The 23985-nt window shown below is 62.8% G+C and carries 20 protein-coding genes and 1 pseudogene; 13 read left to right on the top strand and 8 right to left on the bottom strand.

The window, feature by feature from the left end:
- Positions 1 to 70: 70 nt before the first annotated feature.
- The 8 genes from UB43_RS29735 (at position 71) to UB43_RS27840 (ending at position 7494) form a co-directional block, all read left to right on the top strand.
- Complete coding sequence (locus UB43_RS29735; RefSeq protein ID WP_156160524.1) at positions 71 to 211, top strand: hypothetical protein; 141 nt, start codon at positions 71 to 73, stop codon at positions 209 to 211.
- A 136-nt stretch (positions 212 to 347) separates the two neighbouring features.
- A complete protein-coding gene (locus UB43_RS27870) occupies positions 348 to 1640 on the top strand; it encodes an ABC transporter substrate-binding protein (protein ID WP_052969626.1) in 1293 nt (430 codons plus the stop codon).
- 5 nt (positions 1641 to 1645) lie between these two features.
- Positions 1646 to 2614 carry a carbohydrate ABC transporter permease gene (locus tag UB43_RS27865; RefSeq protein WP_045217901.1) on the top strand — a complete coding sequence of 323 codons (969 nt, stop codon included), beginning with the start codon at positions 1646 to 1648 and terminating at the stop codon, positions 2612 to 2614.
- Positions 2604 to 3479: a carbohydrate ABC transporter permease gene (locus tag UB43_RS27860; protein WP_045217853.1), complete on the top strand. Its 876-nt coding sequence runs from the start codon at positions 2604 to 2606 to the stop codon at positions 3477 to 3479. The genes UB43_RS27865 and UB43_RS27860 overlap by 11 nt, the downstream gene beginning before the upstream one ends.
- Positions 3480 to 3485: 6 nt before the next feature.
- Positions 3486 to 4586 carry an ABC transporter ATP-binding protein gene (locus UB43_RS27855; protein ID WP_045217852.1) on the top strand — a complete coding sequence of 367 codons (1101 nt, stop codon included), beginning with the start codon at positions 3486 to 3488 and terminating at the stop codon, positions 4584 to 4586.
- A 70-nt stretch (positions 4587 to 4656) separates the two neighbouring features.
- Positions 4657 to 5445, top strand: coding sequence for a histidinol-phosphatase (hisN, locus tag UB43_RS27850; protein WP_045217851.1), 789 nt, complete (start codon positions 4657 to 4659; stop codon positions 5443 to 5445).
- Positions 5446 to 5600: 155 nt separating this feature from the next.
- Positions 5601 to 6695 (top strand): LacI family DNA-binding transcriptional regulator, encoded by a 1095-nt coding sequence (locus UB43_RS27845; protein ID WP_045217850.1) that lies wholly within the window; start codon positions 5601 to 5603, stop codon positions 6693 to 6695.
- Between the two features lie 205 nt (positions 6696 to 6900).
- Positions 6901 to 7494: a hypothetical protein gene (locus UB43_RS27840; RefSeq protein WP_045217849.1), complete on the top strand. Its 594-nt coding sequence runs from the start codon at positions 6901 to 6903 to the stop codon at positions 7492 to 7494.
- Positions 7495 to 8184: 690 nt separating this feature from the next.
- Here UB43_RS27840 and UB43_RS30405 read toward each other — a convergent pair.
- The gene (locus UB43_RS30405) at positions 8185 to 8394 is read right to left on the bottom strand and encodes a carbon storage regulator (protein WP_045217847.1); all 210 of its coding nucleotides are present in this window, start codon (positions 8392 to 8394) and stop codon (positions 8185 to 8187) included.
- Positions 8395 to 8502: 108 nt separating this feature from the next.
- Here UB43_RS30405 and UB43_RS30400 point away from each other — a divergent pair, with 108 nt between their 5' ends.
- Complete coding sequence (locus UB43_RS30400; RefSeq protein ID WP_371319007.1) at positions 8503 to 8658, top strand: hypothetical protein; 156 nt, start codon at positions 8503 to 8505, stop codon at positions 8656 to 8658.
- A gap of 38 nt (positions 8659 to 8696) precedes the next feature.
- Here UB43_RS30400 and UB43_RS30395 read toward each other — a convergent pair.
- From UB43_RS30395 to UB43_RS29730, 3 genes and pseudogenes are all read right to left on the bottom strand, one after another.
- Positions 8697 to 8960 (bottom strand): annotated as a pseudogene (locus UB43_RS30395) (ArsR/SmtB family transcription factor); the annotation flags it as partial.
- Between the two features lie 39 nt (positions 8961 to 8999).
- Positions 9000 to 9986, bottom strand: a complete 987-nt coding sequence (locus UB43_RS27825) for a slipin family protein (RefSeq protein WP_082085933.1) — start codon at positions 9984 to 9986, stop codon at positions 9000 to 9002.
- Between the two features lie 568 nt (positions 9987 to 10554).
- A complete protein-coding gene (locus tag UB43_RS29730; RefSeq protein WP_045217846.1) occupies positions 10555 to 11061 on the bottom strand; it encodes a hypothetical protein in 507 nt (168 codons plus the stop codon).
- A 209-nt stretch (positions 11062 to 11270) separates the two neighbouring features.
- Between UB43_RS29730 and UB43_RS29725 the strand changes: the two genes are divergently transcribed.
- A complete protein-coding gene (locus tag UB43_RS29725; RefSeq protein ID WP_143514267.1) occupies positions 11271 to 11513 on the top strand; it encodes a hypothetical protein in 243 nt (80 codons plus the stop codon).
- A gap of 229 nt (positions 11514 to 11742) precedes the next feature.
- On the top strand, positions 11743 to 12048 hold the full coding sequence (locus UB43_RS27815; protein ID WP_045217845.1) for a hypothetical protein: 306 nt from the start codon (positions 11743 to 11745) through the stop codon (positions 12046 to 12048).
- Positions 12049 to 12061: 13 nt separating this feature from the next.
- Here the strand turns inward: UB43_RS27815 and UB43_RS27810 are convergent, their stop codons facing one another.
- Complete coding sequence (locus UB43_RS27810; RefSeq protein ID WP_052969625.1) at positions 12062 to 12463, bottom strand: response regulator; 402 nt, start codon at positions 12461 to 12463, stop codon at positions 12062 to 12064.
- A 96-nt stretch (positions 12464 to 12559) separates the two neighbouring features.
- The gene (locus tag UB43_RS28925) at positions 12560 to 12865 is read right to left on the bottom strand and encodes a hypothetical protein (protein ID WP_052969624.1); all 306 of its coding nucleotides are present in this window, start codon (positions 12863 to 12865) and stop codon (positions 12560 to 12562) included.
- Between the two features lie 383 nt (positions 12866 to 13248).
- On the opposite strand from UB43_RS28925, the gene UB43_RS27800 reads away from it, so the two are divergent.
- Positions 13249 to 21759, top strand: coding sequence for a GH36-type glycosyl hydrolase domain-containing protein (locus tag UB43_RS27800; protein ID WP_218187707.1), 8511 nt, complete (start codon positions 13249 to 13251; stop codon positions 21757 to 21759).
- Between the two features lie 7 nt (positions 21760 to 21766).
- Here the strand turns inward: UB43_RS27800 and UB43_RS27795 are convergent, their stop codons facing one another.
- Positions 21767 to 22504: a Crp/Fnr family transcriptional regulator gene (locus UB43_RS27795; protein WP_045217844.1), complete on the bottom strand. Its 738-nt coding sequence runs from the start codon at positions 22502 to 22504 to the stop codon at positions 21767 to 21769.
- 251 nt (positions 22505 to 22755) lie between these two features.
- Between UB43_RS27795 and UB43_RS29345 the strand changes: the two genes are divergently transcribed.
- The gene (locus UB43_RS29345; protein ID WP_082085932.1) at positions 22756 to 23010 is read left to right on the top strand and encodes a PRC-barrel domain-containing protein; all 255 of its coding nucleotides are present in this window, start codon (positions 22756 to 22758) and stop codon (positions 23008 to 23010) included.
- Positions 23011 to 23467: 457 nt separating this feature from the next.
- Here the strand turns inward: UB43_RS29345 and UB43_RS27785 are convergent, their stop codons facing one another.
- On the bottom strand, positions 23468 to 23677 hold the full coding sequence (locus UB43_RS27785; protein WP_045217843.1) for a cold-shock protein: 210 nt from the start codon (positions 23675 to 23677) through the stop codon (positions 23468 to 23470).
- Between the last annotated feature and the right edge of the window lie 308 nt (positions 23678 to 23985).

The following is a 23985-nucleotide window of genomic DNA, read 5'->3' as shown; positions in this document are numbered from 1 at the left end:
TGGTGATAGCTTCGAAAGAAACGAGTTATACGAATAACTCGATAACAAGACACGAGCGAGGTACCCACCCATGAACACGAATTCCGGCCCGCTGGCGGGCTCGATCATCGAGGGAGTGGCGTCCAGCGGCCTGCGGGCCGACCTCGCCACCGTGCGGGCCGGCGGCGTTGCGCCGGCCGTGTCCAGCCACGTCCTGCGGCTGCGGCTCTAGCCCACTTTCTTCGCATTCCAACACTGCCGGTCAGCCGGCCGAATCGACGCTCGACCGGGCCATCCAGGGCCCCGGCGAGCCCGTACCTGGTCGTTTCATCGCTTCATCCAAAACCTACAAGACAGGAGCAACACAGGTGAAAACACACAAGCCAGCGAAGGGGCATGGCCCCGTCAATCCAGGCAGGTTCTGCGCCTGCATCGCCTTGCTCGGCGCGGCGCTGGGCGCTTCTGCCGCGATGGCCGAACAGCGTCTGGAGGTACTGCACTCCTGGGTCTCCGACAGCGAGGTGAAGGCGGTCACCGTGATCAAGCAGAACCTTGCTGCCAAGGGCGTGACCTGGGTCGATTCGGCCGTCGGCGGCATGAGCGGCAGCAATGCCCAGCAGGCGCTGCGGGCGCGGGTGACCGCAGGTGATCCGCCGGCTGCCATGCAGTTCCTCGGGCACGAAGGGATGATCTGGGCCGAACAGGGCATGCTCGCCAGCCTTGATCAGGAGGCCAAGGCCAACCAGTGGGACGCCGCGGTACCCGATCCCCTCAAGCCGTTCCTCAAGCAGGGCGGCGAGTGGAAGGCGGTGCCGGTCAACACTCACCGGCAGAACTGGCTGTGGGCCAACGCCAAAGCCTTCGAGAAGGCCGGGGTGAAGCCGCCGCACACCTGGGACGAGCTGATCGGCATGGGCGACAAGCTGCGTGCGGCCGGCTACGTACCGCTGGCGATCAGCGATGAGCCCTGGCAGATCGGCATCGTCTTCGACGCGATCCTGATCGACCTCTACGGCGCCGACTTCTACAAGAAGACCGCCATCGACCTGGACAAGGACGCCCTCGGCAGCCCGCAGATGGTCAAGGTGTTCGACACCCTGCGCCAGGTGCGTGGCCTGGCCGACAACAACTTCCCCGGCCGCGACTGGGCGGTGGCCACCGGCATGGTGATCAACGGCAAGGCGGCCATGCAGTTCATGGGCGACTGGGCCAAGGGCGAGTTCCTCGCCAAGGGCATGAAGCCGGGTAGCGACTTCCTCTGCCTGGAGACCCCCGGCAAGGAGATTTCCTTCCAGTTCGTGATGGACACCTTCGGCATGTTCAAGGTCAAGGACCCGGCGGTGCAGAAGGCCCAGGTGCTGCTGGCCGACGTGACCATGGACAAGAAGACCCAGCATGACTTCAGCCTGATCAAGGGCTCGATCCCGGCGCGTACCGATGTCGATATCTCCGACTACGACAGCTGCGGCATCAAGGCTGCCGAGGACCGCGCCACGGCGCTCAAGTCCGGCGCACTGGTCGGCGCCATGACCCATGGTTTCGCCAGCCAGGCCGAATTCGCCAACGTGTTCCAGGATGTGGCGAGCAAGTTCTTCGTGACCGACATGAGTTCGCAGGATGCGGTGAACATGCTGGTCCAGGGCATCGATAACTCGCGGTGATCGTCATGCAAGATACTTCCCTGAAGTCGCCTCGCGCCCTGGTCGAAGTGGAAGCGGGAGTGGCCGAAGTCGGCCGCTCCACGCCACCTTCCGGCGCACGGCGCTGGCTGGCCCGGCACCTGCCGAAGCTGGTCCTGGCCCCCAGTACCTTCGTGGTGCTGATCGCGGTCTACGTCTTCATCGCCTGGACGGCGTGGATTTCCCTGTCCTCGTCCAAGGTGGTGCCCATTTACGACTTCGTCGGCCTGGAACAGTACGTGCGCCTCTGGGCAACTGAGCGCTGGCACACCGCGGTGGTCAACTTGTTCGTCTTCAGCAGCCTGTTCCTGATCGGCGCAGTGCTGATCGGCCTGCTGCTGGCGATTCTGCTGGACCAGCGGGTGAGGGCGGAGGGCGCATTGCGGGCGATCTATCTGTACCCGATGGCGCTGTCCTTCATCGTCACCGGCACCGCCTGGAAATGGATTCTCAATCCGGGGCTGGGCATCCAGAAGGTGGTCAACGACCTGGGTTGGGACAGCTTCGTCTTCAACTGGATCGTCGACCCCCGCTACGCCATCTACACGGTGGTGATTGCCGGTATCTGGCAGTCCTCGGGGTTCGCCATGGCGGTGTTCCTGGCGGGGTTGCGCGGCATCGACAACTCGATCATCAAGGCCGCGCAGATCGAGGGCGCGAGCCTGCCGCAGATCTACTGGCGGATCATCGTGCCGATGCTGCGGCCGGCCTTCCTCAGCGTCGTGGTGCTGCTCAGCCACATCGCGATCAAGAGCTTCGACCTGGTCCTGGCGCTGACCAACGCCGGCCCCGGCGGCTCTACCGAATTGCCGTCGACCTTCATGTTCGCCGCCAGTTTCCGCCGCAACCAGCTGGGCGTGGGCGCGGCGAGCGCAATGATGATGCTGATGACCGTCGCCGCGATCATCGTGCCTTACCTCTACTCGGAACTGCGAGGCCGCCGCGATGAGCACTGACCTGCAAGGCTTCTCCCGTTACCTGGGCGGGCGCCTGTTCATCTACCTGGCGCTGGTGCTGGTGGCGCTGGTCTACCTGATGCCGCTGTGGGTGATGCTCGTCACCTCGGTGAAGGACCTCGATGAGATCTACAACGGCTCCTTCATCGGCTTGCCGCAGCACATCACCTTCGAGGCCTGGGACAAGGCCTGGTCCAGCGCGTGTATCGGCACCGAGTGCGTCGGGCTGCGCGGCTACTTCCTCAACTCGATCCTCATGGTGGTGCCGGCGGTGGCGCTGTCGACACTAATCGGAGCGCTGAACGGCTACACCCTGACGAAGTGGGAATTCAAGGGCGCCAATGTGCTCTTCGGCCTGCTGCTGTTCGGCTGCTTCCTGCCGTTCCAGGCGGTGCTGCTGCCGATCGCCCAGTCGCTGGGCTATCTGGGGCTGGCCGGATCGATCAAGGGTCTGATCTTGGTCCACACGGTCTACGGCATCAGCTTCACCACGCTGTTCTTCCGCAACTACTTCATCGGCCTGCCGGGTGATCTGACGCGCGCCGCGCTGGTGGATGGGGCAGGGTTCTTCCGCATCTTCTGGAGCATCATGCTGCCGGCCTCGATCCCGATCATCGTGGTCTCCTGCATCTGGCAGTTCACCCAGATCTGGAACGACTTCCTCTTCGGCGTATCCTTCACCTCCGGCTCCAACACACCGATTACGGTCGCGCTGAACAACATCGTCAACGTCACCGCCGGCCGCAAGCAGTACAACGTCGACATGGCTGCCGCCATGGTCGCTGGCATTCCAACTCTGGTCGTCTACATCCTGGCGGGTCGCTACTTCGTGCGTGGCCTGACCGCTGGCGCAGTCAAGGGGTAAAGAACTATGGCAACTCTTCAGATCGACGGCGTGAGCAAGAGCTACGGCGACCTCGATATTCTCAAGCGGGTGGATATTTCCATCGATCCGGGCGATTTCCTGGTGCTGCTCGGCCCCTCGGGCTGCGGCAAGTCCACACTGCTCAACCTGATCGCCGGGCTCGACGACATCAGCGCCGGGGAGATCCGCATCGCCGGCCAGCGGGTGAACGAGCTGTCGCCCAGGGATCGCGACATCGCCATGGTGTTCCAGTCCTATGCGCTGTACCCGACCATGAGCGTGCGCGAGAACATCGAGTTCGGCATGAAGATCCGCAAGGTCCCGGCGGCCGAGCGCGCCGAGGCAGTCAAGCGGGTCGCCGCGCTGCTGCAGATCGAGCCGCTGCTGGAGCGCAAGCCTTCGCAGCTCTCCGGCGGTCAGCGCCAGCGCGTAGCCATGGGCCGTGCCTTGGTGCGCAACCCCAAGTTGTTCCTGTTCGACGAGCCACTGTCCAACCTCGACGCGAAGCTGCGGGTCGACATGCGCACCGAGATCAAGAAGCTGCACCAGCGCCTGGGCACCACCATCGTCTACGTGACCCACGACCAGATCGAAGCCATGACCATGGCCACCAAGGTCGCGGTGATGAAGGACGGCTACGTGCAGCAACTGGCCGACCCGGAAACCATCTACGACACGCCGGCCTCTGTGTACGTGGCGCGCTTCGTCGGCTCGCCGGCGATGAACATCATCCCGGCCAGTTTCCGCCTGACCGACCGCGGCCCGCAGTTGCTGTTCCGCAAGCCGGACGGCAGCACGGTGAGCCTGGGTGACGTGCACATTTCGGACGAGACCGCACGGCAGTATTCCGGCCGCGATGTGCTGGTGGGCATCCGCCCGGAAACCTTCCGCAGCGTGACGGCCGGGCAGCCCGGCGCCTTCGACGTGGATGTCGAGGTGATCGAGCCGACCGGACCGGACACCCTGGCCTTCTTCACCCTCGGCGGCACCGAGGTGATCGCCCGCCTGGAGCCGCGCAGCGTGCAGTCCGGCCGTAGTGCCTGCCTGAGCGTGAACATGGAGAAGGTGGTGCTGTTCGACCGCGACAGCGAGAAGCGCATCCAGTAACCCAGTAAGCAACACAGGGCCCGCCAGGGATGGCCGGCACCGTTACCCAAGCAGACCGAGGACTCAAGTGATGTCGCTTTCCGAATCCGAACTTGCCTGCCACCTTAGCTTCGCCCAGGAGCTTGCCGATGCTGCCGCTGCGCAAGTGCTGCCGTACTTTCGCTCCACCTATGAGCTGGAGAACAAGGACGCGGGGCACTTCGACCCAGTGACTACAGCGGATCGTGCTGCTGAAAGATTGATGCGCGAGCTGATTGCGCAACGCTATCCGGACGACGGCATCCTGGGTGAAGAGGAGGGCAGGGTAGTCGGCCGTTCGGGACGTCACTGGGTGCTGGACCCCATCGATGGCACTCGGGCATTCATCACCGGGCTTCCCCTGTGGGGTGTGCTGGTGGCGTTCAACGACGGCAACCGTCCGCTCGTGGGCGTGGTCGACCAGCCCTTCACCCGCGAGCGCTTCTGCGGAAATGGCGCGCGGGCCTGGCTCAATGGCCGCGTGATTGGCTGCCGTCCCTGCGATCGCCTGGAGCAGGCAAGCATCATGAGCACCAGCCCGGAGAACTTCGCCACTGCCGGGCACCAGCAGTCCTTCCAGAGGGTCGCCGGGAGGGTGCGCATGACCCGCTATGGCGGTGACTGCTACGCCTTCTGCATGGTCGCCCTGGGGCAACTGGATGCGGTCATCGAGCCTGCCCTCAAGCCGTACGACATCCAGGCGCTGATCCCGATCATCGAGGGGGCGGGCGGCGTCGTCAGCACCTGGGAGGGTGGCGACGCGCAGCACGGCCGTGCTGTCGTGGTAAGCGGGGACCGGAGGCTTCATGAGCAGATCCTCGCGAGCCTGGCCGGTGGCTGAGCCGCTTGCCAACTGATTTCAACTGTTGCGCCTCGGTGCCCGAGCAGGGCCCGGGACGGGGCTCACGGTCTGGCATAGGTTGTCGGCAGCCGGTCCGGGAGCCCTTTTTTCTGTCGTCAACGCGGTAGCCCGCGTCATATCCAGAGGTGCTTGCGATGATATCCATGAAGGACGTAGCGCGTGCCGCGGGCGTTTCACAGCCAGCGGTCTCCTACGCCTACAGCGGCTCGCCAAAGGTATCGGCGGCGCAGCGTGAGCACATCTTCGCGGTCGCCGAGGAGCTGGGCTATCCGGGACCCAACCTGCGCGCGCGCAGCCTGCGCTCGGGGCGTATCGGCGCCATCGGGCTGATCGTCATGGACCAGCTGTCCTACGCCATCGACGACCCCTGGGCCACCGCACTGCTGCGCGGCATCAGCAATATCAACGAACTGTCCAACGTCGCCCTGACGCTGTTCCCCATGAACAGCCGGCGTCTGGAAGAAGATGGCCAGGGCGGCGACGTACACATGGCGGTGCGCGGCCTGGTGGACGGGCTGATCATCTCGACCCTGCCGGACGATCATCCGACCATCCAGTACCTCATCAAGCGCAAGATCCCCTTCGTCGTGGTCGACTCGCCACGCATCGAGGGCGTGCCCTACGTGGGGATCGATGACCGTGGTGCCGCGCGCGAACAGATGCGCCACGTGCTTGGCCTGGGCCATCGGCGGATAGGCATTCTGCTGGAGCGCCTCAAGCCTGACGGCTATCGCGGCATGGTCGACGAGAGACGCTACAACCGCTCCACCGAAATGATCGTTCGCGAGCGCCTGACTGGCTACCTGGAAGAGGCCGCCACGGTTGGCCTGCGCTTCGAGGACCTGCACGTGATCGAAGCCGGCGGCTTCGATACCGTGGTGGGCAAGGCCGCCGCCGAGACCCTGCTGCGCAAGCAGGAAGTGACGGCGGTGGTCGCCTGCTCGGACGTCATGGCGTTGTCTTGCCTGGCAGCGGCCCAGTCGCTGGACGTCGCCGTGCCGGGCGATGTCTCTGTGGTCGGTTTCGACGACATCCCGGAAGCGGCCGAGAAGGGGCTGACCACCATCCGCCAATCGCTATTGGAAAAGGGCGAGTGCGCGGCGAGGTTCCTTACCGATCTGCTGCATTCGCCTGAGTCCAGAATGCTGCCGCCGAAGGTAAAGATCTACCCGACCAAGCTGGTCGTCCGGACTTCCACGTCCCAGCCCAAGGCGTTTGACGGCGGATAGCGGCCGTTTGCTGACATTGGTGAAAGGCCGCAATCGACCCAAAGCGGACTATCAAAAACACCATCCGGCTGCCAGCGCAGAGATAATTCCTAGTACTTCCTGGGCTCGACCAAAGACGTGCACTAGGATTGCAACGCCCACGAGAGTGGCATCGAGGACGTTGGTCGGCTCCGATAGCGGAAAGCTCATTCAGGGAGGATGACAATTGAAGACCAATAAGTGGTTGGCGATGACATTGGCCTGCTCATTTGCGACAGCCACCAATGCCGATGAGCTTTACGAGTTCTTCTCCATCGAGTGCATCCCGGAGCTTCGCACGTTGCGGGTGTCGTCGGTGGCCATCTGGAACATCCAGGAGCAGATTTGGCCAACTGCGCCTATTCAAGACGACCGGGCCAAGTGGCTTAAGGCGAATTGGACGCGTCACGTGCACGCTCTGCAGAGGCTGGAACGTGAGCGAAATCTGTATGTGTTTGGCCAGATGTATGGGATGGCGCAGGGCGATCCGATTCAATGCTCGCTATCAGGGGTGCACATCAGCATAGATTCGCAAAAGATAGAGCGCCCAGATGACGAAATGAAAGAAGTCACTCGGGGGAATCCACGAATAGTTGCAAGCTGGGCCAATGGGAAGGAGGCGTTCAGCACTTACCTTGCTCCAGGGGATGATCTGCAGGTATCAGAAGGCGAGAACGCCTTGACGATCCTGCACTGCAAACCGGTGGATGACGACTCGCCTGAGATTCAAGAAAAAATGCATCGCTGCGTAGAACGGTTCGAGCTGCCCAACGCCAACTGATCCTTCCAAATGCTGGCCTGCACCTAGCTTTGAGTTTCCACTAAGGTTCGATTGCTGCTCCTGGCGGGGGGCAGCTACCGCCCCATAGCAGTCATTGCAATCAAGGAGACCGGACAATCCTCCCCTCATGAATTTCTTTCACGAATACCTCTAACGTGTCGGCGTCCCGCTCAAGCTGGCTAGCCATCGCTCGTAGCTCATCCCTTAAAGCCGGGACAACCGACGATAGTGATATAAGGCGATCTGCAACAGCTGCATTATTGAACGAGGTCGTGCGCAGCGCTGTGAGCATCTGTTTCTCAACTCCATTCATTGCAATGCAGCTATGCCTCCGTCCTGCACACGCTCTGCCAACGACCGTAAGGTCGCTGCATTCTTGCGAAGCAACTCGATAACCTCTATCACCTCGCCACCTAACCCAGGCGGCAACTCCAGGACTGCCCGTTCCAGCACTACCGCCGCCGCTTCGCCCTGAAACGAAAGCTCAGCCAACGTAACCCGAACCTCCTCTGTAGATCGACTCCGAGACATCACGCGCTCCTCGTTATCACTTCAGTTAACCCTGCTTGTAACCATAGCCCCTGTCAGCAGCGGCGGAAAACGACTCAAAACGCACTCTCATTTACACGCATCCTGCAGGCTAGCCTCTTGGCCTGTGCAGTAGCACCTCGCCCCTAATCGAGACGTAACCTAGGGCTGAAGCAACTCCCCTCGAAGAATCGTGATCTGCTTAGGTGCATCAATGCTTACTCGAATTTGGTTAGGGTTCGAGGTTGAATTGATTTGGATAGTGATGCCGTTACGCATAAGTTCTTGGAATAAGATTTCGGCATTGGTGCCTGGCTCAATGATCAACCGGATTTGCTCGCCATCGCGGCGATTTAGGCCCAGAAATCCCATACGAACATCCTTCTTAATTGAGGGAGCCAGATAATGCTGATGTCAGCTTAGAGCATGAAGAGAACTGGAACGAACGTCGGACTATAGGGCAGGCGCGGGAGGGCAGCCATGAGCGACAGCTTCGCGCTGCTGCTTTACAACATCTGTTATCAACCCAAGGCGGACTATGAAGGTGAGGAAGCGCGTGATGGCCGATTTTCCATGTCCGCCAAGCGCGAGAGCGAGGGCTTGAGCCATTCCAAGTTCGCTTGCAGTGTCTTCTGAACGATCTCTTGACTCCACACAGGCACACCTGGGTTGAGCCTGTAGTGCACCCAAGTAGCATCCCGTTTAGATGTGAGAAGGCCGCAGCGAACCATGTGGGCCAGATGACGGCTAACCTGAGGCTGGATCATTCCCATGGCGTGCATCAACTCCAACACGCAGAGCTCACCCTCGTGGGCAATTAACAAAAGCGTGCGGGCGCGCCCCTCAAGGGCAAGGCATTGGAAAAGCGGATGCAGGGCGATAGTCGAATCTCCCGTCTCGCATAGCTGGATCAAGACCAGAGAGTAGAACCAAACCACCTCGATGTCCGCTTCTGGCCGGAAGCGGACAAATCCTGTCTAAGGAACGGCTGCATCAACCCGTTCGGCGTGCACGCCCGCTGTGCTGCGTTCATCCTGGCTGCGCCCCATCGTTGATGGTCTGTCGATGTTCGCCTGCACATTGACTCGCGGACTCTCATGCGAAGGTTCGTCGCTGGCACGGATCGTACCGGCCTGGGCGGCCACCGCAGCTGCGACGGCAACGGTCGGATTCATGCTGTCGACCATGGAGCTGGGAATGAGGATGGTGGTTCCGCGCTCCTTGGTGGTCTCGTAGATGATGTTCATTGCGCGCAACTGCAGGGCCGTAGGCTGGCCGGCATAGATCGTGGCTGCTTCCACGAATCGTCCGGCGATTTCCGCTTCTGCGGAGCCCAGGATGATTCGCGCCTGCTTCTCGCGTTCGGCCTGCGCCTGGCGTGACATGGCGTCCTGCAATGCCACCGGGATGGCCACGTCGCGGATCTCCACCGAGCCAACGGTGACACCCCATTCCTGGGTCTTTTCACCAATCTCGCGGCACAACTGCTGATCGGAGCTGCGTCGATCGGATAGCAGCGCGGCCAGCATCGACGAGCCGATCATTTCCCGCAGAGAGGTCTGTGCTACCCGGTCGATGGCCTGCCGGTAGTCGGTGATAGCCAGTGCCGCTTTGCGGGCGTCGTGCACGTGCCAGAAGATGATGGCGTCGACGTTCACCGGCACTGTATCGCGGGTCAGTGCCTGCTCGGCATTGAACGCCGTGGTCTGGATTCGCTCGTCGATCACAGCGACGACGCTGTCCAGGACCGGAATGATCATGAACAGTCCGGGGCCGCGCACGCCTTGCAGGTTGCCTGCGCGCAACACGACGAATTTCTGCCAGGTATTGGCCATCTTGAGGGACAGCGAGACGACCAGTGCGCACACCAGCACAACGATGCCCACAACCGAGTGGCCAAGGTAGATGAGGACGGCACCGATGGCCGTCAGAACCATGACGATGAAGAGGGTGATGGGGTTCATGGTGTCCTCCCGCATTCAAGCGCAACGCTCATTTGAAGATTGCGCCTGAGGCGTTCGTCTGTCTGTGCGCTAGACCACTGGAGCAATCCGCTGGGAAGGTCCCCGCGAGCACTGCCGGTCTTTGTGAGGGGTTAAGCGCGCTTGCGTACCGACGCCAGGAGTTGCGACCTGCCATGGTTGCATTCCGTCAACACCGAGCTGGCCTGGCGTTTCGGTACGTCCTGGCGATTAGCAGTGATCGGTTCACCAGAGGTCGCCATGAAAAAACAACCGGGAACAGTTCCGGACAGCCCGTCGCCAACCGGTGGTGGTGTCAGGCCCACACTGCCGGGCGGTGAATATGGCTCTCCCGCCGAGCGATATTCATTTCGAGATCGCGACAAGAAGCAGCCGCCGCTGCCGCCCTCGGTTAATCCGGCTGAAGAACCATCACAGGCTCCGCCCAAGCCTCCGGTCGATCCCTCGGAGGAGTAGTCCCCACCGAGCGTGCGATGGCGCACGGAGGGCCATCCTGACGCTGTTGTTCGTCGGCTGCCCGGAGTCGCCCGCTGCGTCGTCATGTGCCAACTCAGACCAGGCTGATGTCCATGTGCGCACCGACTCCGGGCGCTCTTTCGATGACTTCGAAGGCGCGCAGGGTTTCGCGCGCCGAGTGGGTCTCGGCAAGCAGAACGACATTTCCTGGCAAGAGGGTGTACCCGAAGGGATGGTCGTCCTGGCTGACGTTCGCCGAAGCGCCGATTGCTGCGCCCGCCAGCCCTCCCACGACAGCACCCCAGCCCAGCAATTCAAGTAGCGGCGAGCCGCCGAAGAGGCCTGCCCCGGCGTTCGTCATCGCGATTGCGAACAGCACACTGACCAGCAGGCCGAACAGCGTCCCTACGGCAACGCCCTTGATGACTTGCCTGAAGGGGCGCCTCTTCGCGCGCAGGCGCCCGGAGGGCACCAGTTCCTGGTTGTCGAATATGCGCACTCGGTCCAGACGAATGCCTAACCCCAACAGGTCCTGTTTCGCGCAATCGGCCTGTGATCGTCGGGTGAACACACCTGAGACCTGATGGCAGTAGTGGGTCATGGTTGCTCTCCTGGAGTGCGACTTTTCGAACCAGTTTCCAGCATCCGCGAAGCCAATGCGTCGGTCCGTCTGTTAACGCACGTACCGGTGCCCGTTATTGGGTGACCAGCGCAAGTGGGCTACCGCACCGACAACCTGGTGAAAGGTTGTCATTGTCGCTCCCTCCACACTCTGCAAGGTGCAGGAGTGGGAAGCGCGGCGAGGCGACCATGAACCAGACAGGCAAGCAAGGCCCCCATGGCGGCGCCGCTGAACCCAAGGGGAAGACTCATCCGCAAGGCAGACGCAACGAAGCGCCGCGTTTGCCGGGCTCAGATAACTACTCCAATCCGAAGACCAGAGCGGAAGCGGTACTCCAGCAATCGCTGGAGGTCGATTCTGCTGGAAATCCGACCTATCGACCGGAGAAGGGCACGAAGCCCGGCCGCGCCGGAGATGTTCATGACCAGTGATGCGCCATCGATGGATGACTACAGAAAACGCAGTGTGGCGGCGGGTCTGCGGCGCCAATGGCGGCATGCGGTGATTCTCTGCAGGAGGGCATGGCGTCAGCTGTCCATGACGACACACCCTGTGCCGCAGGCCAATCGCCAGATCAGGGTGAAAGAAACGCCGGTGGTTCGGCGCAGGCCGCGTCGTTGATCGTGCAGCTGCCGGTTACGATGGAGGTCACCAGAGCCCATGAACAGATTGTCACTGATCGCTGCCGGGAAAATGCTCGACACCTGGCTTCCGGGTTACTCATGCGCACTCTCTCGGTCCGCCATGGGCTCCATCAGCCTTCAGCTCATGTCCTTGCTGCAGGGGGAGGGGATTACGTTCGTGGGCATCGGCCAGCATTGCCTGCAAGGCGCGCAAGCGCTGAGAACGCTCAGTCAATCGTTGCAGGGAGAGCTGGCCCTCGTCTTCACCCCGCCTGCAGAGGAAGCACAGGTTCCGGCACGCAGAGTTACCGAGGATGAGAGCCTGGACTTCGAGTGTCAGTAGCCGTCGATTGCAATCAGGGCTCCTCCTCACCACCAGGCGTCCTTCGTTCCAGGAGCGCACGAAGAGTGCCCTCGAGCGTTGCGAGGTCCCATGGCTTGGCCAGGAACGTCGAGTTCTCGAGCGGCTTTCTGCGCTCCGGCCCATTGAGTCCCGAGGTGATCACGACGGGCGTCGAGGGACAGTGCCGCAGAGAGAGTCTGGCAACGTCGTAGCCGTCGAGCAGCCCGACCATCTGAATGTCGGTGATGATCAGATCCACCCGCGTGTCCGGCTGCTTCAGGTACTCGATTCCATCTTCGGCGCTGGAGAAGGCGGTGACCTGCGCGTCGAGAAGATTGGCCAGGATCTGCGTCATCAGAATGCGGACGGTCAGCTCGTCCTCCAGCAGGAGGATGTGCGGTGAAATACTGCCCATGTCGTTGTCATCCAGTCCAGGTTGCCAATGCTTGAAAGCTCCCGTGGGACAGGGAGCGCTCGGCTATGTGATCCTCTGCTGGTGTGCGGGCGCCCATCATGGCTTGCCTCCAGTATCCCCGGGCAAGCTCGGCGCCTGGTCTTCCGCACGGGCTGATGTGGCCGCGGTTTCCTCCGGCAACGTGGCCTCTATCTGATGCGGCGCCTCCACTCCCAGTTCCTCCAGCATGGGTAGCAACTCGGTGCAGAACTGCTGCAACTGGGTCTCGGAGAGCGCCGCAAAGCCATGGGCGAGGATGTAGCGGGCGATCACATCCTGCGGACTGTCCGGCGTGAACGCCGATTGCGCGATCAGATGGCGCAAGTCCTCGTAGAACCGTGCATTGATGTCGTTCGATTCCATGACAGTCACCTCTTCAGCGGACTAGCGAATTGCCCTGAGACGTATCGGCGCTCGGGGGCTGGACGTGCATTCGATGCATGGAACGGAACCAGCGTTTCCTGTGGGGGGAGGCAATGACACAGGCCATTGATTAGACGACCTGCCTTTCATTGGAATAGTGCGATAAGAATGATCAATGCGCCTGGCAGGCACCGAGCCGAGCCTCAGGCGGCCCTTAAGTGCGCAACCGCACCGACGTCGTAGTCCTGGTCTGCGAAGGTTGGAGTCAGGTATGCCCCACTTCAGGAGCCTCCGGGTACCGACATAGGGGGCCTTTTCTGTACGTGCCACCCTGGCGCTCGTGTCGACCTGCCAGGTTTCCGCCGCACTTCCGGAGCATTGCCATGATGTCGCTCCATTTCCGGGCCTTGCGCCGCGGCCGATCGAAGCCTCCTTGGGACAGTCTGGTACCGGTTCGCGAAGAACTCTTCGGCATCGAACGGCTCGAACAGCACGCGCAGAGCCTGGCCCTGGCACAACAAGTGACGGATACGCCAAGGCGTGTACTGCCGTTGCATGTGCGCCTGGATGACAACGCCCGTGTCCTGCTGGCTGCCTACCGGGCCAGCGCTGTCGAGTTGGAAAGGGGCAATGGTGTGGTACCGGCTGCCGAGTGGCTGCTGGACAATTACCACATCGTCGAAGAACAGATCCGTGAGGTCCGCGACGACCTGCCGCCTGGCTACTACCGGCAGTTGCCCAAGCTCGCCGATGGACCGTTCGCCGGCTACCCACGGGTCTTCGGCCTGGCCTGGGCCTTCGTGGCGCACACCGACAGCCACCTCGATGTGGAGCTGCTGCAGCGCTTCATCCATGCCTACCAGCGAGTCCAGCCACTGACCATCGGCGAACTGTGGGCGGTGGCGATCACCCTGCGCATCGTCCTGATCGAGAACCTGCGGCGCCTGGCCGAGCAGATCAGCGCCGGCCGCATAGCCCGTGCCGATGCCGATGCCCTGGCCGAGCGCCTGCTCTCGCCAGGGCACGCTCGCTCGGCGCTGGAGGCGGATATCGCCGCGCGCTCGACTGGTCCGCTTTCCGAGGTGTTCTCCGCCCAACTGGCCAAACGCATGCGCGACCAGGACCCGCGCACGACACCGACACTGGGTTGGCTCGAAGAGCGCCTGCACGAACAGGGCGTCAGCGTCGAAGCGGCGGTCCAGCATGCGCAGCAGCGCCTGGGCGCCTCCAATGTCACAGTGCGCAATGTGATCACCAGCATGCGCCTGATCTCCGATATCGACTGGGCACAGCTGTTCGAGAACGTCAGTCTGGTCGACGCGCGGCTGCGCGACGGCAGCAACTTCGCTGCCATGGACTTTCCCACTCGTAACCTCTATCGCAGCGCCATCGAACAGTTGGCGCGCGGCTCTTGCCTGGACGAGCTCCAGGTGGTCGATCACGCCCTGGAGGCTTGCCGTCAGGCTGTGGCCGATCATTCGGAAGGTGAAGACCCCCGCCGTGAATTCGATCCCGGATTTCATCTGATTGCTGAAGGCCGCCCGACGCTGGAGCGCGCCATCGGCTTCAGCCCGACGCTGCACCTGCGCCTGAATCGCTTCAGCGTGCGCCTGGGCATGGGCGGCTACATCGGTACCATCGGCCTGCTCAGCCTGGTGCTGCTGGGATTCGTATTCCATCTGCTGAATCAGCCTGCGCCCTCCTGGGGCTGGATGCTGGCCTTCCTGGCCTGCCTTTGCGTTCCGGTGACCGAAGTGGCCACGGCACTCATCAACCGCTTGGTGACCTGGAGCTTTGGCGCGATAACGCTGCCTGCGCTGGAACTCCTGGCCGGCGTGCCACAGGCGTTGCGCACCGTGGTGGCGGTGCCGACCTTGCTGACCACTGAGGCCGATCTGCTGGAGCAGATCGAGCGGCTGGAGGTCCACCATCTCGCGGGTATCGGCGGTGACCTGACCTTCGTGCTGATTCTCGATGGCGTCGACGCGCCACAGGAGATCCTGCCCAGTGATGCACCGCTGCTCGCTGTTGCGGCTGCGGCCATCGACCGCCTGAATCGGCATTACGGCCAGGGTCCCGGCGGCCAGCGCTTCTTCGTGCTGTTTCGCAGGCGCTGCTTCAACCCTGCCGAGGGCTGTTGGATGGGCTGGGAGCGCAAGCGCGGAAAGTTGCATGAACTGAACCGGCTGTTGCGCGGCGCCACCGATACCAGCTTCGTGGCGATTGCCGGAGAGCCGCCGCGAGTGCCGAGCGAGGTACGCTTGGTCATCACCCTCGACGCCGATACTCGCCTGCCCCGCGAGGCGGCCCTGCGCCTTATCGGCAAGATGGGCCACCCGCTGAACCAGCCGCGCTTCGATGCCCTGCAGCAGCGAGTGATCAACGGCCACGCGGTACTCCAGCCGCGGGTGACGCCATCGCTGCCGATGGGCGGGGAGGGCTCGTTGTACCAGCGCGTCTTTTCCGGCCCGGCAGGCATGGACCCCTACGCGGCGGCGGTGTCGGACGTTTATCAGGATCTGTTCGGTGAAGGCTCCTTCACCGGCAAGGGGATTTATGACGTCGATGCCTTCGAGCGCGCGATGGCCGGCCGGGTCGCGGACAATCGACTGCTCAGCCATGATCTCTTCGAAGGCATCTTCGCCCGCGCAGGGCTGGCGTCGGATGTCGAGGTCGTCGAAGAGTCGCCGTCGCGCTTCGATGTGGCGAGCAGGCGTATGCACCGCTGGACCCGCGGCGACTGGCAGCTATTGCCGTCGATGCTCGGCCACTGGCGCGGGCCGCAGGCGATGCCGTTGATCGGCCGCTGCAAGATGCTCGACAACCTGCGCCGGTCGCTGGTCGTGCCCTTCGCCCTGGCCAGCCTGCTGCTCTGCTGGTGGCTGCCATTGCCGCAGGCACTGCTGGCCGCGACGTTGGTCATTCTGACCCAGGCGATCCCGCCGTTACTGCCGATCTACTGCGCGTTGCTGCCAGCGCGCTCCGGTGTTCGATTACGCAGCCACTTCGCCATGCTCGGCGCCGACTTCCGTCGTGCGTTGCTGCAGATCCTGCTGTCGCTGGCCTTTCTGCCAAACGATGCCTGGAGCATGGTCGATGCCATCCTGCGCACGCTTTGGCGGATGTACGTCAGCCAGCGCAACCTGCTGGAGTGGACCACTGCCGCACAGTCCTCACGCAAGCCGCGCCCTGGCTGGCTCGGCAGCTATCGGCAGATGGCCGGCGGGACGGCCCTCGCCGCATCGGCCGGCATCACCGGGTTGGCATTGCAGCCGGCGAACTGGTTGCTGATCCTGCCATTGACCCTGCTCTGGTTGAGCGCGCCTCTGCTCGCGTTCTACAGCAGCAAGCCCACGCAGCCGTCGCGTCGTTCGGGCCTGGAGGAGGATGACGCAACCGCACTGCGCCTGTGCGCACGGCGAACCTGGCGCTTCTTCGAGACCTTCGTCACGCCGGCGGACAATCTACTGCCGCCGGACAACTTCCAGGAGCAGCCCAGGCCTGTGCTGGCTCACCGCACCTCGCCTACCAATATCGGCCTCTACCTGCTGTCCGCGGTGGCCGCTCGCGATTTCGGCTGGGCCGGCGGCCTGCAGACACTGGAGCGCCTGGAGGGCACCCTGGCGGTGCTGGAGAAGCTGCCGCGCAGCCACGGCCATTTCTTCAACTGGTACGGAACCCGCGACCTGCGAGCCCTCGAACCGAGGTACCTGTCCTCGGTGGACAGCGGCAACCTGGCTGGGCACCTGATCGTGCTGGCCAACGCGTGCGAGGAGTGGCGCGCCAGCCCGCTGGTGGAGGAAGCCCGCCAGGGCCTGCTCGACACCCTGCACCTGGCACGGCAAGCCGTCGCAGCGCTGCCGCTGGCTGAAGATGTCGGGTTGCTGCAGGTGAAGGACGACGTGCGGGAGATTCACCGGGCCCTCACCGGCCCACAATCGCTCGACGCCTTGCTGCCCGCCCTTGGGCACCGCGCGGAAAAGGCCGTGCGTTGCGTCGCGGGCCTCGCGCCGGCTGGCGAGGAGGTCGGCGACCTGTCGTTCTGGTTCGACGCACTGCGCAGGGCCTTCGCCGAGCACAGCCGAGACCGACGGCATGGCGATGAAAAGGCATTGGACCGACGCCTTCAGGCCCTGGCCGATACGGCGCGCCGGCTGGCTCTGGAGATGGATTTCGGTTTCCTGCTCAACCAGGAGCGCAAGCTGCTGTCCATCGGCTATTGCGTGGACGACAATCGCCTGGACCCCAGTTGCTACGACCTGCTGGCCTCCGAGGCGCGCCTGGCCAGCCTGTTCGCCATCGCCAAGGGCGATCTGCCGACCCGCCACTGGTTCCGCCTGGGCCGCACGGCCACGCCGGTGCCCGGTGGCTCGGCGCTGATCTCCTGGTCCGGCTCGATGTTCGAGTACCTGATGCCCTCGCTGGTCATGCGGGCGCCGGCCGGCAGCCTGCTGGAGCAGACCAACCGCCTTGTCGTGGCGCGGCAGCAGGCCTACGGGGCCGCGCTGGGCATCCCCTGGGGCATTTCCGAATCGGCCTACAACGCCCGCGATCTGGAATTCACCTACCAGTATTCGAACTTCGGCGTGCCGGGACTTGGTCTCAAACGCGGATTGGCCGAGAACGTAGTCATAGCGCCCTATGCCACGGCGCTGGCGACCATGGTCGATGCGCAAGGGGCGCAGCGCAATTTCGATCACCTGACGGCTGTCGGTGCGCTCGGCCGCTATGGCTTCTACGAGGCTCTGGACTTCACCCGCTCACGCCTGCAGGACGGGGAAAGCGTCGCCATCGTCTGCAGTTTCATGGCCCACCACCAGGGCATGAGCATCGTCGCCATCGCCAATACCCTGCAGCACGGGCGCATGCGCTGCCGCCTGCATCGCGAGCCGATGATCCAGGCCAGCGAACTGCTATTGCAGGAGCGCGTCCCGCGCGATGTGGCGCTGGGGCATCCCCGCGCCGAGGAAGTAACGGTAGCGCCCAGCGACACCATTGCCGATGCGTCCACGCTGCGCCGAGTCGATGCAATGCTCGATGGGCCGCCGATCACTCATCTGCTGTCCAACGGCCGCTACGCATTGATGCTGACTGCCAGCGGTGGCGGCTACAGCCGCTGGGGAGATATCGCAGTGACGCGCTGGCGCGAGGATGCCACCTGCGACGACTGGGGCAGTTTCATCTTCCTGCGCGACCTGCAGAGTGGCGCACTGTGGTCGGCCACGGCGCAGCCTGGCGGACAACCGGTTGAGAATGGCGAGGTACTGTTCGACGAGGACCACGCCGAGTTCATCCATCGCGACGCCGCGCTGCTGACCAGCCTGGAAGTACTGGTGTCCGGCGAGGACGATGGCGAGGTGCGGCGGGTGTCGCTGACCAATCATGGTCGCCGCGCACGCGAAATCGAACTGACTTCCTATGCCGAAGTGGTGCTGGCAACGCCGGCAGCCGATGGCGCGCATCCGGTGTTCTCGCGGATGTTCGTGCAGACAGAATACCTTGCCGAGTTCGGCGCCCTGGTCGCCACGCGACGCCTGCGCTCGCCGGACGATCCGTCGATCTGGGCGGCCCATTTCGCAGTGGTCGAGGGCGAGTTGATCGGCGAGACGCAGTATGAGTCCGACCGCGCCCGCTTCCTCGGCCGTGGCCGAACCCTGCGGGAGGCGCAGGCAGTTCTGGGCCACCGTGCCCTGGGCAACTCCCAGGGCAGCGTGCTCGATCCGATTTTCTCCCTCCGCCTGCGCCTGCGGGTGGCGCCTGGCAAGGTTGCACGGGTGGCATTCTGGACACTGGTAGCCAGTACCCGGGAAGCCTTGCTTGACCTGATCGACAAACACCATGAACGCAACGCCTTCGAACGCGCCAAGACCCTGGCCTGGACCCAGGCCCAGGTGGAATTGCGCGACCTGGGCATCGATGCCGAGGAAGCCGCCGATTTCCAGCGCCTGGCGGCGCCGATTCTCTATGCGGATTATCGCTGGAGGGCACCGCAGGAAGCCCTCCGGCGCGGCGCAGGGCGCCAGTCCGGGCTCTGGCCGCTGGCGATTTCCGGAGATTTGCCGATCGTCCTGTTGCGCATCGACGAAATCGACGATCTGTCGCTGCTGCGGCAGCTCCTGCGCGCCCGCGAGTACTGGCGGATGAAGGGCCTGGACGTTGACCTGGTGATCGTCAACGAACGAGCCTCGTCCTATGTCCAGGATCTGCAGACCGCCATCGAAACCGCCGTACGCAGCAGCCCCTCGCGTCAACGCAGCGAGGGCCAGGCCTCGCGCGGCGCCGTGTACACCTTGCGCGCCGACCTGATGACCGTGGAGGCGCGGGAACTGCTGAACGCCGTGGCGCGGGTCAACCTGATGGCGCGCCGCGGCTCCATCGCTGCCCACCTGGGGCGTCTGCCGCCGGCCAAGCCGCGGCCGTCTGCCGCCCGGCATGCACCGGCGGCCTTGCCGCTGCTGCCCGCGACCGAGGGAGCGAGCAGTGATGAGCCGCTGGAGTTTTTCAACGGGCTGGGCGGCTTTGCGCTGGGCGGGCGCGAGTACAACATCATTCTGAACAATGGCCACACGACCCCGGCGCCGTGGATCAATGTGATCGCCAATCCAGCGTTCGGCTTCCAGGTCTCTGCGGAAGGCAGCGGCTACACCTGGGCCGGCAACAGCCGGGACAATCAGCTCAGCCCCTGGTCCAACGACCCGGTCATCGATCCTGCAGGTGAGGCTTTCTACCTGCGCGACGAAGACAGTCTGGCATTGTGGGGCGTTACCGCCCGGCCGATCCGCGACGCAGGCTTGTACCGCGCCGCCCATGGTTTCGGCTACAGCCGGTTCAGCCACACGGCCCACGGTATCGAGGCGCAACTGCTGCAGTACGTGCCGCTGGATGACCCGCTGAAGATATCGCGGCTCACACTGCGCAATACCTCCGGCCGGCCGCGCCGGCTATCGGTGACGGCTTACGTGGAATGGGTACTGGGTACCGCGCGCGGAGCCTGTGCCCCTTTCATCCTGACTGGGGTGGATGTCGACAGCGGCGCGCTACTGGCACGTAACCCGTGGAGCATCGCTTATTCCGAGCGGCTGGCTTTCGCCGACCTGGGCGGGCGGCAGAGCAGCTGGACCGCCGATCGCGGCGAATTCATCGGCCCTGCCGGTAGCCTTTCGGCTCCTCGGGCGCTACTCGGCGCCGCGGCGTTGTCGGGCGCCACCGGCGCTGGCTTCGATCCTTGCGCTGCCCTGCAATGCATCGTCGAGCTGGGTGTCGGCGAGTCCGTGGAAGTGCTGGCGTTGCTGGGGCAAGCCGGATCGGACGAAGAGGTTCGTGGTCTCGTGGAGCGATATCGCAGCATCGATCTCGATGCGGTATTGGCCGATGTGACACGGCACTGGCAGCAGCGGCTGGGCACAGTCCAGGTGCGCACGCCTGATCGCGCCATGGACCTCATGCTCAACGGCTGGTTGCTCTACCAGACGCTGGCGTGCCGCATCCATTCCCGTTCGGCGTTCTACCAGGCCAGCGGTGCTTATGGTTTCCGTGATCAGTTGCAGGATGGTCTGGCGCTGTCGTTCGCCTGCCCAGAGCTGACCCGCCACCACTTGCTGCGGGCCGCCGGGCGCCAGTTCGTCGAGGGCGATGTGCAGCACTGGTGGCTGGAACAGACGGGGCAGGGAGTGCGCACGCGAATCTCCGATGACCGGGTCTGGTTGGCCTATGCCTGTGCCAGCTATATCGAGTCATCCGCGGACCTTGCGGTGCTCGACGAAATGCTGCCTTTCCTCGAAGGGCCACAGCTGCATCCTGGCGAGAGCGATACGTTTTTCCAGCCGATGCTTGCGGAGGAGAGCGCCTCGCTGTTCGAGCACTGCGCTCGTGGCCTGGACCAGTGCCTGGAGATGGCCGGCGCCCACGGCCTGCCACTGATGGGGAGCGGAGACTGGAACGACGGAATGAACCGTGTGGGCGTCGGCGGGCAGGGCGAAAGTGTGTGGCTCGGCTGGTTGCTGTTGCATACCCTGGAGCGCTTCGGAGCGCTGGCCGAGGGGCGTGATGAGGTGCGGTGCGTGCGCTGGCGGAAACATTCGGCGGCGCTGCAGCTGGCCTTGGAGGAGCATGGCTGGGATGGCCAGTGGTATCGCCGAGCGACTTTCGACGACGGCACCTGGCTCGGTTCGGCGGCCAGCGACGAATGCCGGATCGATTCCATCGCCCAGTCCTGGGCGGTGCTTTGTGGCGGCGCGAATCCCGAGCGCGCAGCCACTGCCATGGCTTCGCTGGAGCGCTGGTTGATCCGTCAGGATGAGGGGTTGGCCTTGCTGTTCACTCCACCCTTCGATCAATCGCCGCGCGATCCTGGCTACATCAAGGGATATCCGCCGGGCCTGCGCGAGAACGGCGGGCAATACAGTCATGCGGCGATGTGGAGCATCCTGGCGTTTGCCCGTCTCGGTGAGGGCGACAAGGCGGCCGGGCTGTTCTCCCTGCTCAACCCGATCAACCATGCACGTACCGCAACAGAGGTGGAGTGTTACAGGATCGAACCCTATGTCGTCGCGGCCGATGTCTATTCCGTTGAACCCCATGTCGGGCGTGGTGGCTGGAGCTGGTACACCGGCTCCGCTGGCTGGATGTACCGTGCGGGGGTGGAAGGGATTCTGGGGCTCCGGCGCGAGGGTGCAAGTCTGCTCATCGATCCGTGTATTCCGCTGGACTGGCCGGGGTTCGACGCCAGCGTGACGGTGGATAGTTGCCATTACAGCATCGTCGTGGCCTCGGCCGGGACGCACTGCCGCGGCATCCAGCGTGCGCTTCTGGATGGCCTTTCACTGGTCTGCGGCGAAAGCCCGGTGCGGGTGCCGCTGGCGGTTGGCGAGCATCGCCTCGAGCTGTTCCTGTAAACTCGTGTCACTCCGCCGCATGGCCTGGACGACGGGGAACGTAGGGTAGCAAACGGTCGGTTTCCGCCTTCACCACCGCGTAACACTCGCAGCTCAATGCCTCCAGGCGCGGGCGGTCCAGCACGGTGATCCGCCCCCGGCTGTACTCGATCACACCTTGCTTCTGCAGTTTGCCGGCCGCTTCTGTGACGCCCTCTCGCCGTACACCGAGCATGTTGGCGATGAGCTCCTGGGTCATGATCAGCTGGTTGCCGGGCAGGCGATCGAGGGACAGCAGCAGCCAGCGGCAGAGTTGCTGGTCGATGGAGTGATGGCGGTTGCAGACTGCCGTCTGGGCCATCTGAGTGATCAATGCCTGGGTATAGCGGAGCAACAACATGAGCATGTCGCCGTGGCGACTGAACTCGTCCTTCATTCGTTGCCCCGCGAGCCGGTAAACGCTGCCGGCGCTTTGCACGATAGCGCGGCTGGGGGTGCTCTCGCCGCCCATGAAGACGGCTATACCGACCAGCCCCTCGTTACCGACCACGGATATCTCGGCCGATGCACCACTTTCCATCACGTACAAAAGCGAAATGATGGAGTCGGTGGGGAAGAACACGTAACGCATCGCATCACCGGGTTCGTAGATCACCTTGCCCAGTTCCAGGCGTTGCAGCTCCAGATGGGGGAAGAGGCGTTCCTGAACCTCTCGGGGGAGTGCGGCCAGTAAATGGTTCTGCGCGGGGGAGGGAGTCTCTCGCATGGCGGCCTCCTCACGGGGCGTATCGCGACTATTCAAGCATACAATTTCAGGCCTTTGCCGGTGGTGCAAAGTTCCCTATCGCACAGACCGGGCTCCTATTTGCGCGCAGCCTGGAGCTTGCGGCGGCGGATGCTGATTTGGCGCCTTGTACGACCCTGTCATCGCATCGTTCCAGGGTGGGCGTGAACATTAAAGATCGCGATTACTGCGGTATTTACGAGCCATAACGGCATAGTCGCCGATGACCATTCCTGCCCCGGCCGGGCGCAGATAGGCTCATCGGGAGTGACAACTGCAACTCCGAGGACGAAGGCCTTGGCGGCCTCAAGGAAATCGTGCTGGATTCGCAAAGTGGGCAAGTTGCCTGTGCCGGGCTGTCATTCGGCGGAATCCTGGAGATGGGAGAAAAACTGTTTGCAGTTCCATGGAGGCGGGATACGGCGAACAAGCGCTTCGTGCTTGACGTCGATCTGGACCGCCTGAGCAGCGCGCCGGGGTTCGACTAGGATAATTGGCAGGACATGCAGCATTCGACATTGGGCGGGAAATACCTAATCATTATCATTATGAAGCCGCGCCAGTCGAAGCTCCCAGCTTCTGATTGATTGTGCCTGGCCGTGCCCTGCCTTTTTTGCTAAATTGAAGCCGGCCAGATGATTCTTAATCAGCGGATTGGAAATATATTCGAGATTGACTGGATATTGGCCCGCTTGAGTGAGTCCATGATCACGGCGACACATTCAAGTTGTTGTCTGATTCTGGCGAGACTCTCCCTATTCGTGGAGGATTCGGAACTGACTTCTTCTGCCACAAGATCATTTATCGCCTGTGTCAGGCAACTGCTTGCAATATTAAGGCTTTGCCCAAATCGCTTTTCTTTCATGTCGAATCCCCGCTATTTTCCTGAGAATCGCATGGCTTGAGCCCAATGAGAGACCCCGCAGTTAGCGGGGTCTGGGGATTTCACAGTACTTTAACCTGCTCGGCCTGGTCACCTTTAGGGCCAACGCCCACCAGGAAGCTCACGCGCTGACCTTCATCCAGTGACTTGAAGCCTGGAGTGTCGATTTCTCGAAAATGGACGAATATGTCCGGCCCCATCTCGGGGGTAATGAAGCCAAAACCTTTTACTGCGTTGAACCATTTTACGGTTCCATTCTGACGAATAGCCATGATGATCTCCACGGGAATGGCTGCAGAGTGAAGTGGCCGAGGAGATGGGCGTCATGCATCAAGACGGAGCCGCTAAACACGGCAGAGGAATTAAATTATACAGCGAGCGGGGAGGTTTGCAGGGATTTTAAGATTAATTTTGATTATTCGGATGAATGGTCTGCTGGATGAGCATCGATATTATGTATTTCATGATTTTTTATTTGGTCTTTCTGTTTTTTTGACTTCTCTGAGATGTTGGGTAGAGGTTTTGATGGTCGCAGTTGCGGGGATGTTTCCCTAATGGGTGAATCGCCCCTAGTTTCGTA

This window comes from Pseudomonas sp. 21 (assembly GCF_000955805.1).
Classification (GTDB): domain Bacteria; phylum Pseudomonadota; class Gammaproteobacteria; order Pseudomonadales; family Pseudomonadaceae; genus Pseudomonas.
Note: the sequence above shows the minus strand (reverse complement) of the source record. Positions and strands in the feature narration are given on the sequence as shown.

Bases quoted from the DNA above. Each gene is read 5' to 3' on its own strand.
- UB43_RS29735 (WP_156160524.1), top strand. From the start codon at position 71: ATGAACACGAATTCCGGCCCGCTGGCGGGCTCGATCATCGAGGGAGTG.
- UB43_RS27865 (WP_045217901.1), top strand. From the start codon at position 1,646: ATGCAAGATACTTCCCTGAAGTCGCCTCGCGCCCTGGTCGAAGTGGAA.
- UB43_RS27860 (WP_045217853.1), top strand. From the start codon at position 2,604: ATGAGCACTGACCTGCAAGGCTTCTCCCGTTACCTGGGCGGGCGCCTG.
- UB43_RS27855 (WP_045217852.1), top strand. From the start codon at position 3,486: ATGGCAACTCTTCAGATCGACGGCGTGAGCAAGAGCTACGGCGACCTC.
- hisN (WP_045217851.1), top strand. From the start codon at position 4,657: ATGTCGCTTTCCGAATCCGAACTTGCCTGCCACCTTAGCTTCGCCCAG.
- UB43_RS27845 (WP_045217850.1), top strand. From the start codon at position 5,601: ATGATATCCATGAAGGACGTAGCGCGTGCCGCGGGCGTTTCACAGCCA.
- UB43_RS30405 (WP_045217847.1), bottom strand. From the start codon at position 8,394: ATGGGATTTCTGGGCCTAAATCGCCGCGATGGCGAGCAAATCCGGTTG.
- UB43_RS30400 (WP_371319007.1), top strand. From the start codon at position 8,503: ATGAGCGACAGCTTCGCGCTGCTGCTTTACAACATCTGTTATCAACCC.
- UB43_RS27825 (WP_082085933.1), bottom strand. From the start codon at position 9,986: ATGAACCCCATCACCCTCTTCATCGTCATGGTTCTGACGGCCATCGGT.
- UB43_RS29730 (WP_045217846.1), bottom strand. From the start codon at position 11,061: ATGACCCACTACTGCCATCAGGTCTCAGGTGTGTTCACCCGACGATCA.
- UB43_RS29725 (WP_143514267.1), top strand. From the start codon at position 11,271: ATGAACCAGACAGGCAAGCAAGGCCCCCATGGCGGCGCCGCTGAACCC.
- UB43_RS27815 (WP_045217845.1), top strand. From the start codon at position 11,743: ATGAACAGATTGTCACTGATCGCTGCCGGGAAAATGCTCGACACCTGG.
- UB43_RS27810 (WP_052969625.1), bottom strand. From the start codon at position 12,463: ATGGGCAGTATTTCACCGCACATCCTCCTGCTGGAGGACGAGCTGACC.
- UB43_RS28925 (WP_052969624.1), bottom strand. From the start codon at position 12,865: ATGGAATCGAACGACATCAATGCACGGTTCTACGAGGACTTGCGCCAT.
- UB43_RS27800 (WP_218187707.1), top strand. From the start codon at position 13,249: ATGATGTCGCTCCATTTCCGGGCCTTGCGCCGCGGCCGATCGAAGCCT.
- UB43_RS27795 (WP_045217844.1), bottom strand. From the start codon at position 22,504: ATGCGAGAGACTCCCTCCCCCGCGCAGAACCATTTACTGGCCGCACTC.
- UB43_RS27785 (WP_045217843.1), bottom strand. From the start codon at position 23,677: ATGGCTATTCGTCAGAATGGAACCGTAAAATGGTTCAACGCAGTAAAA.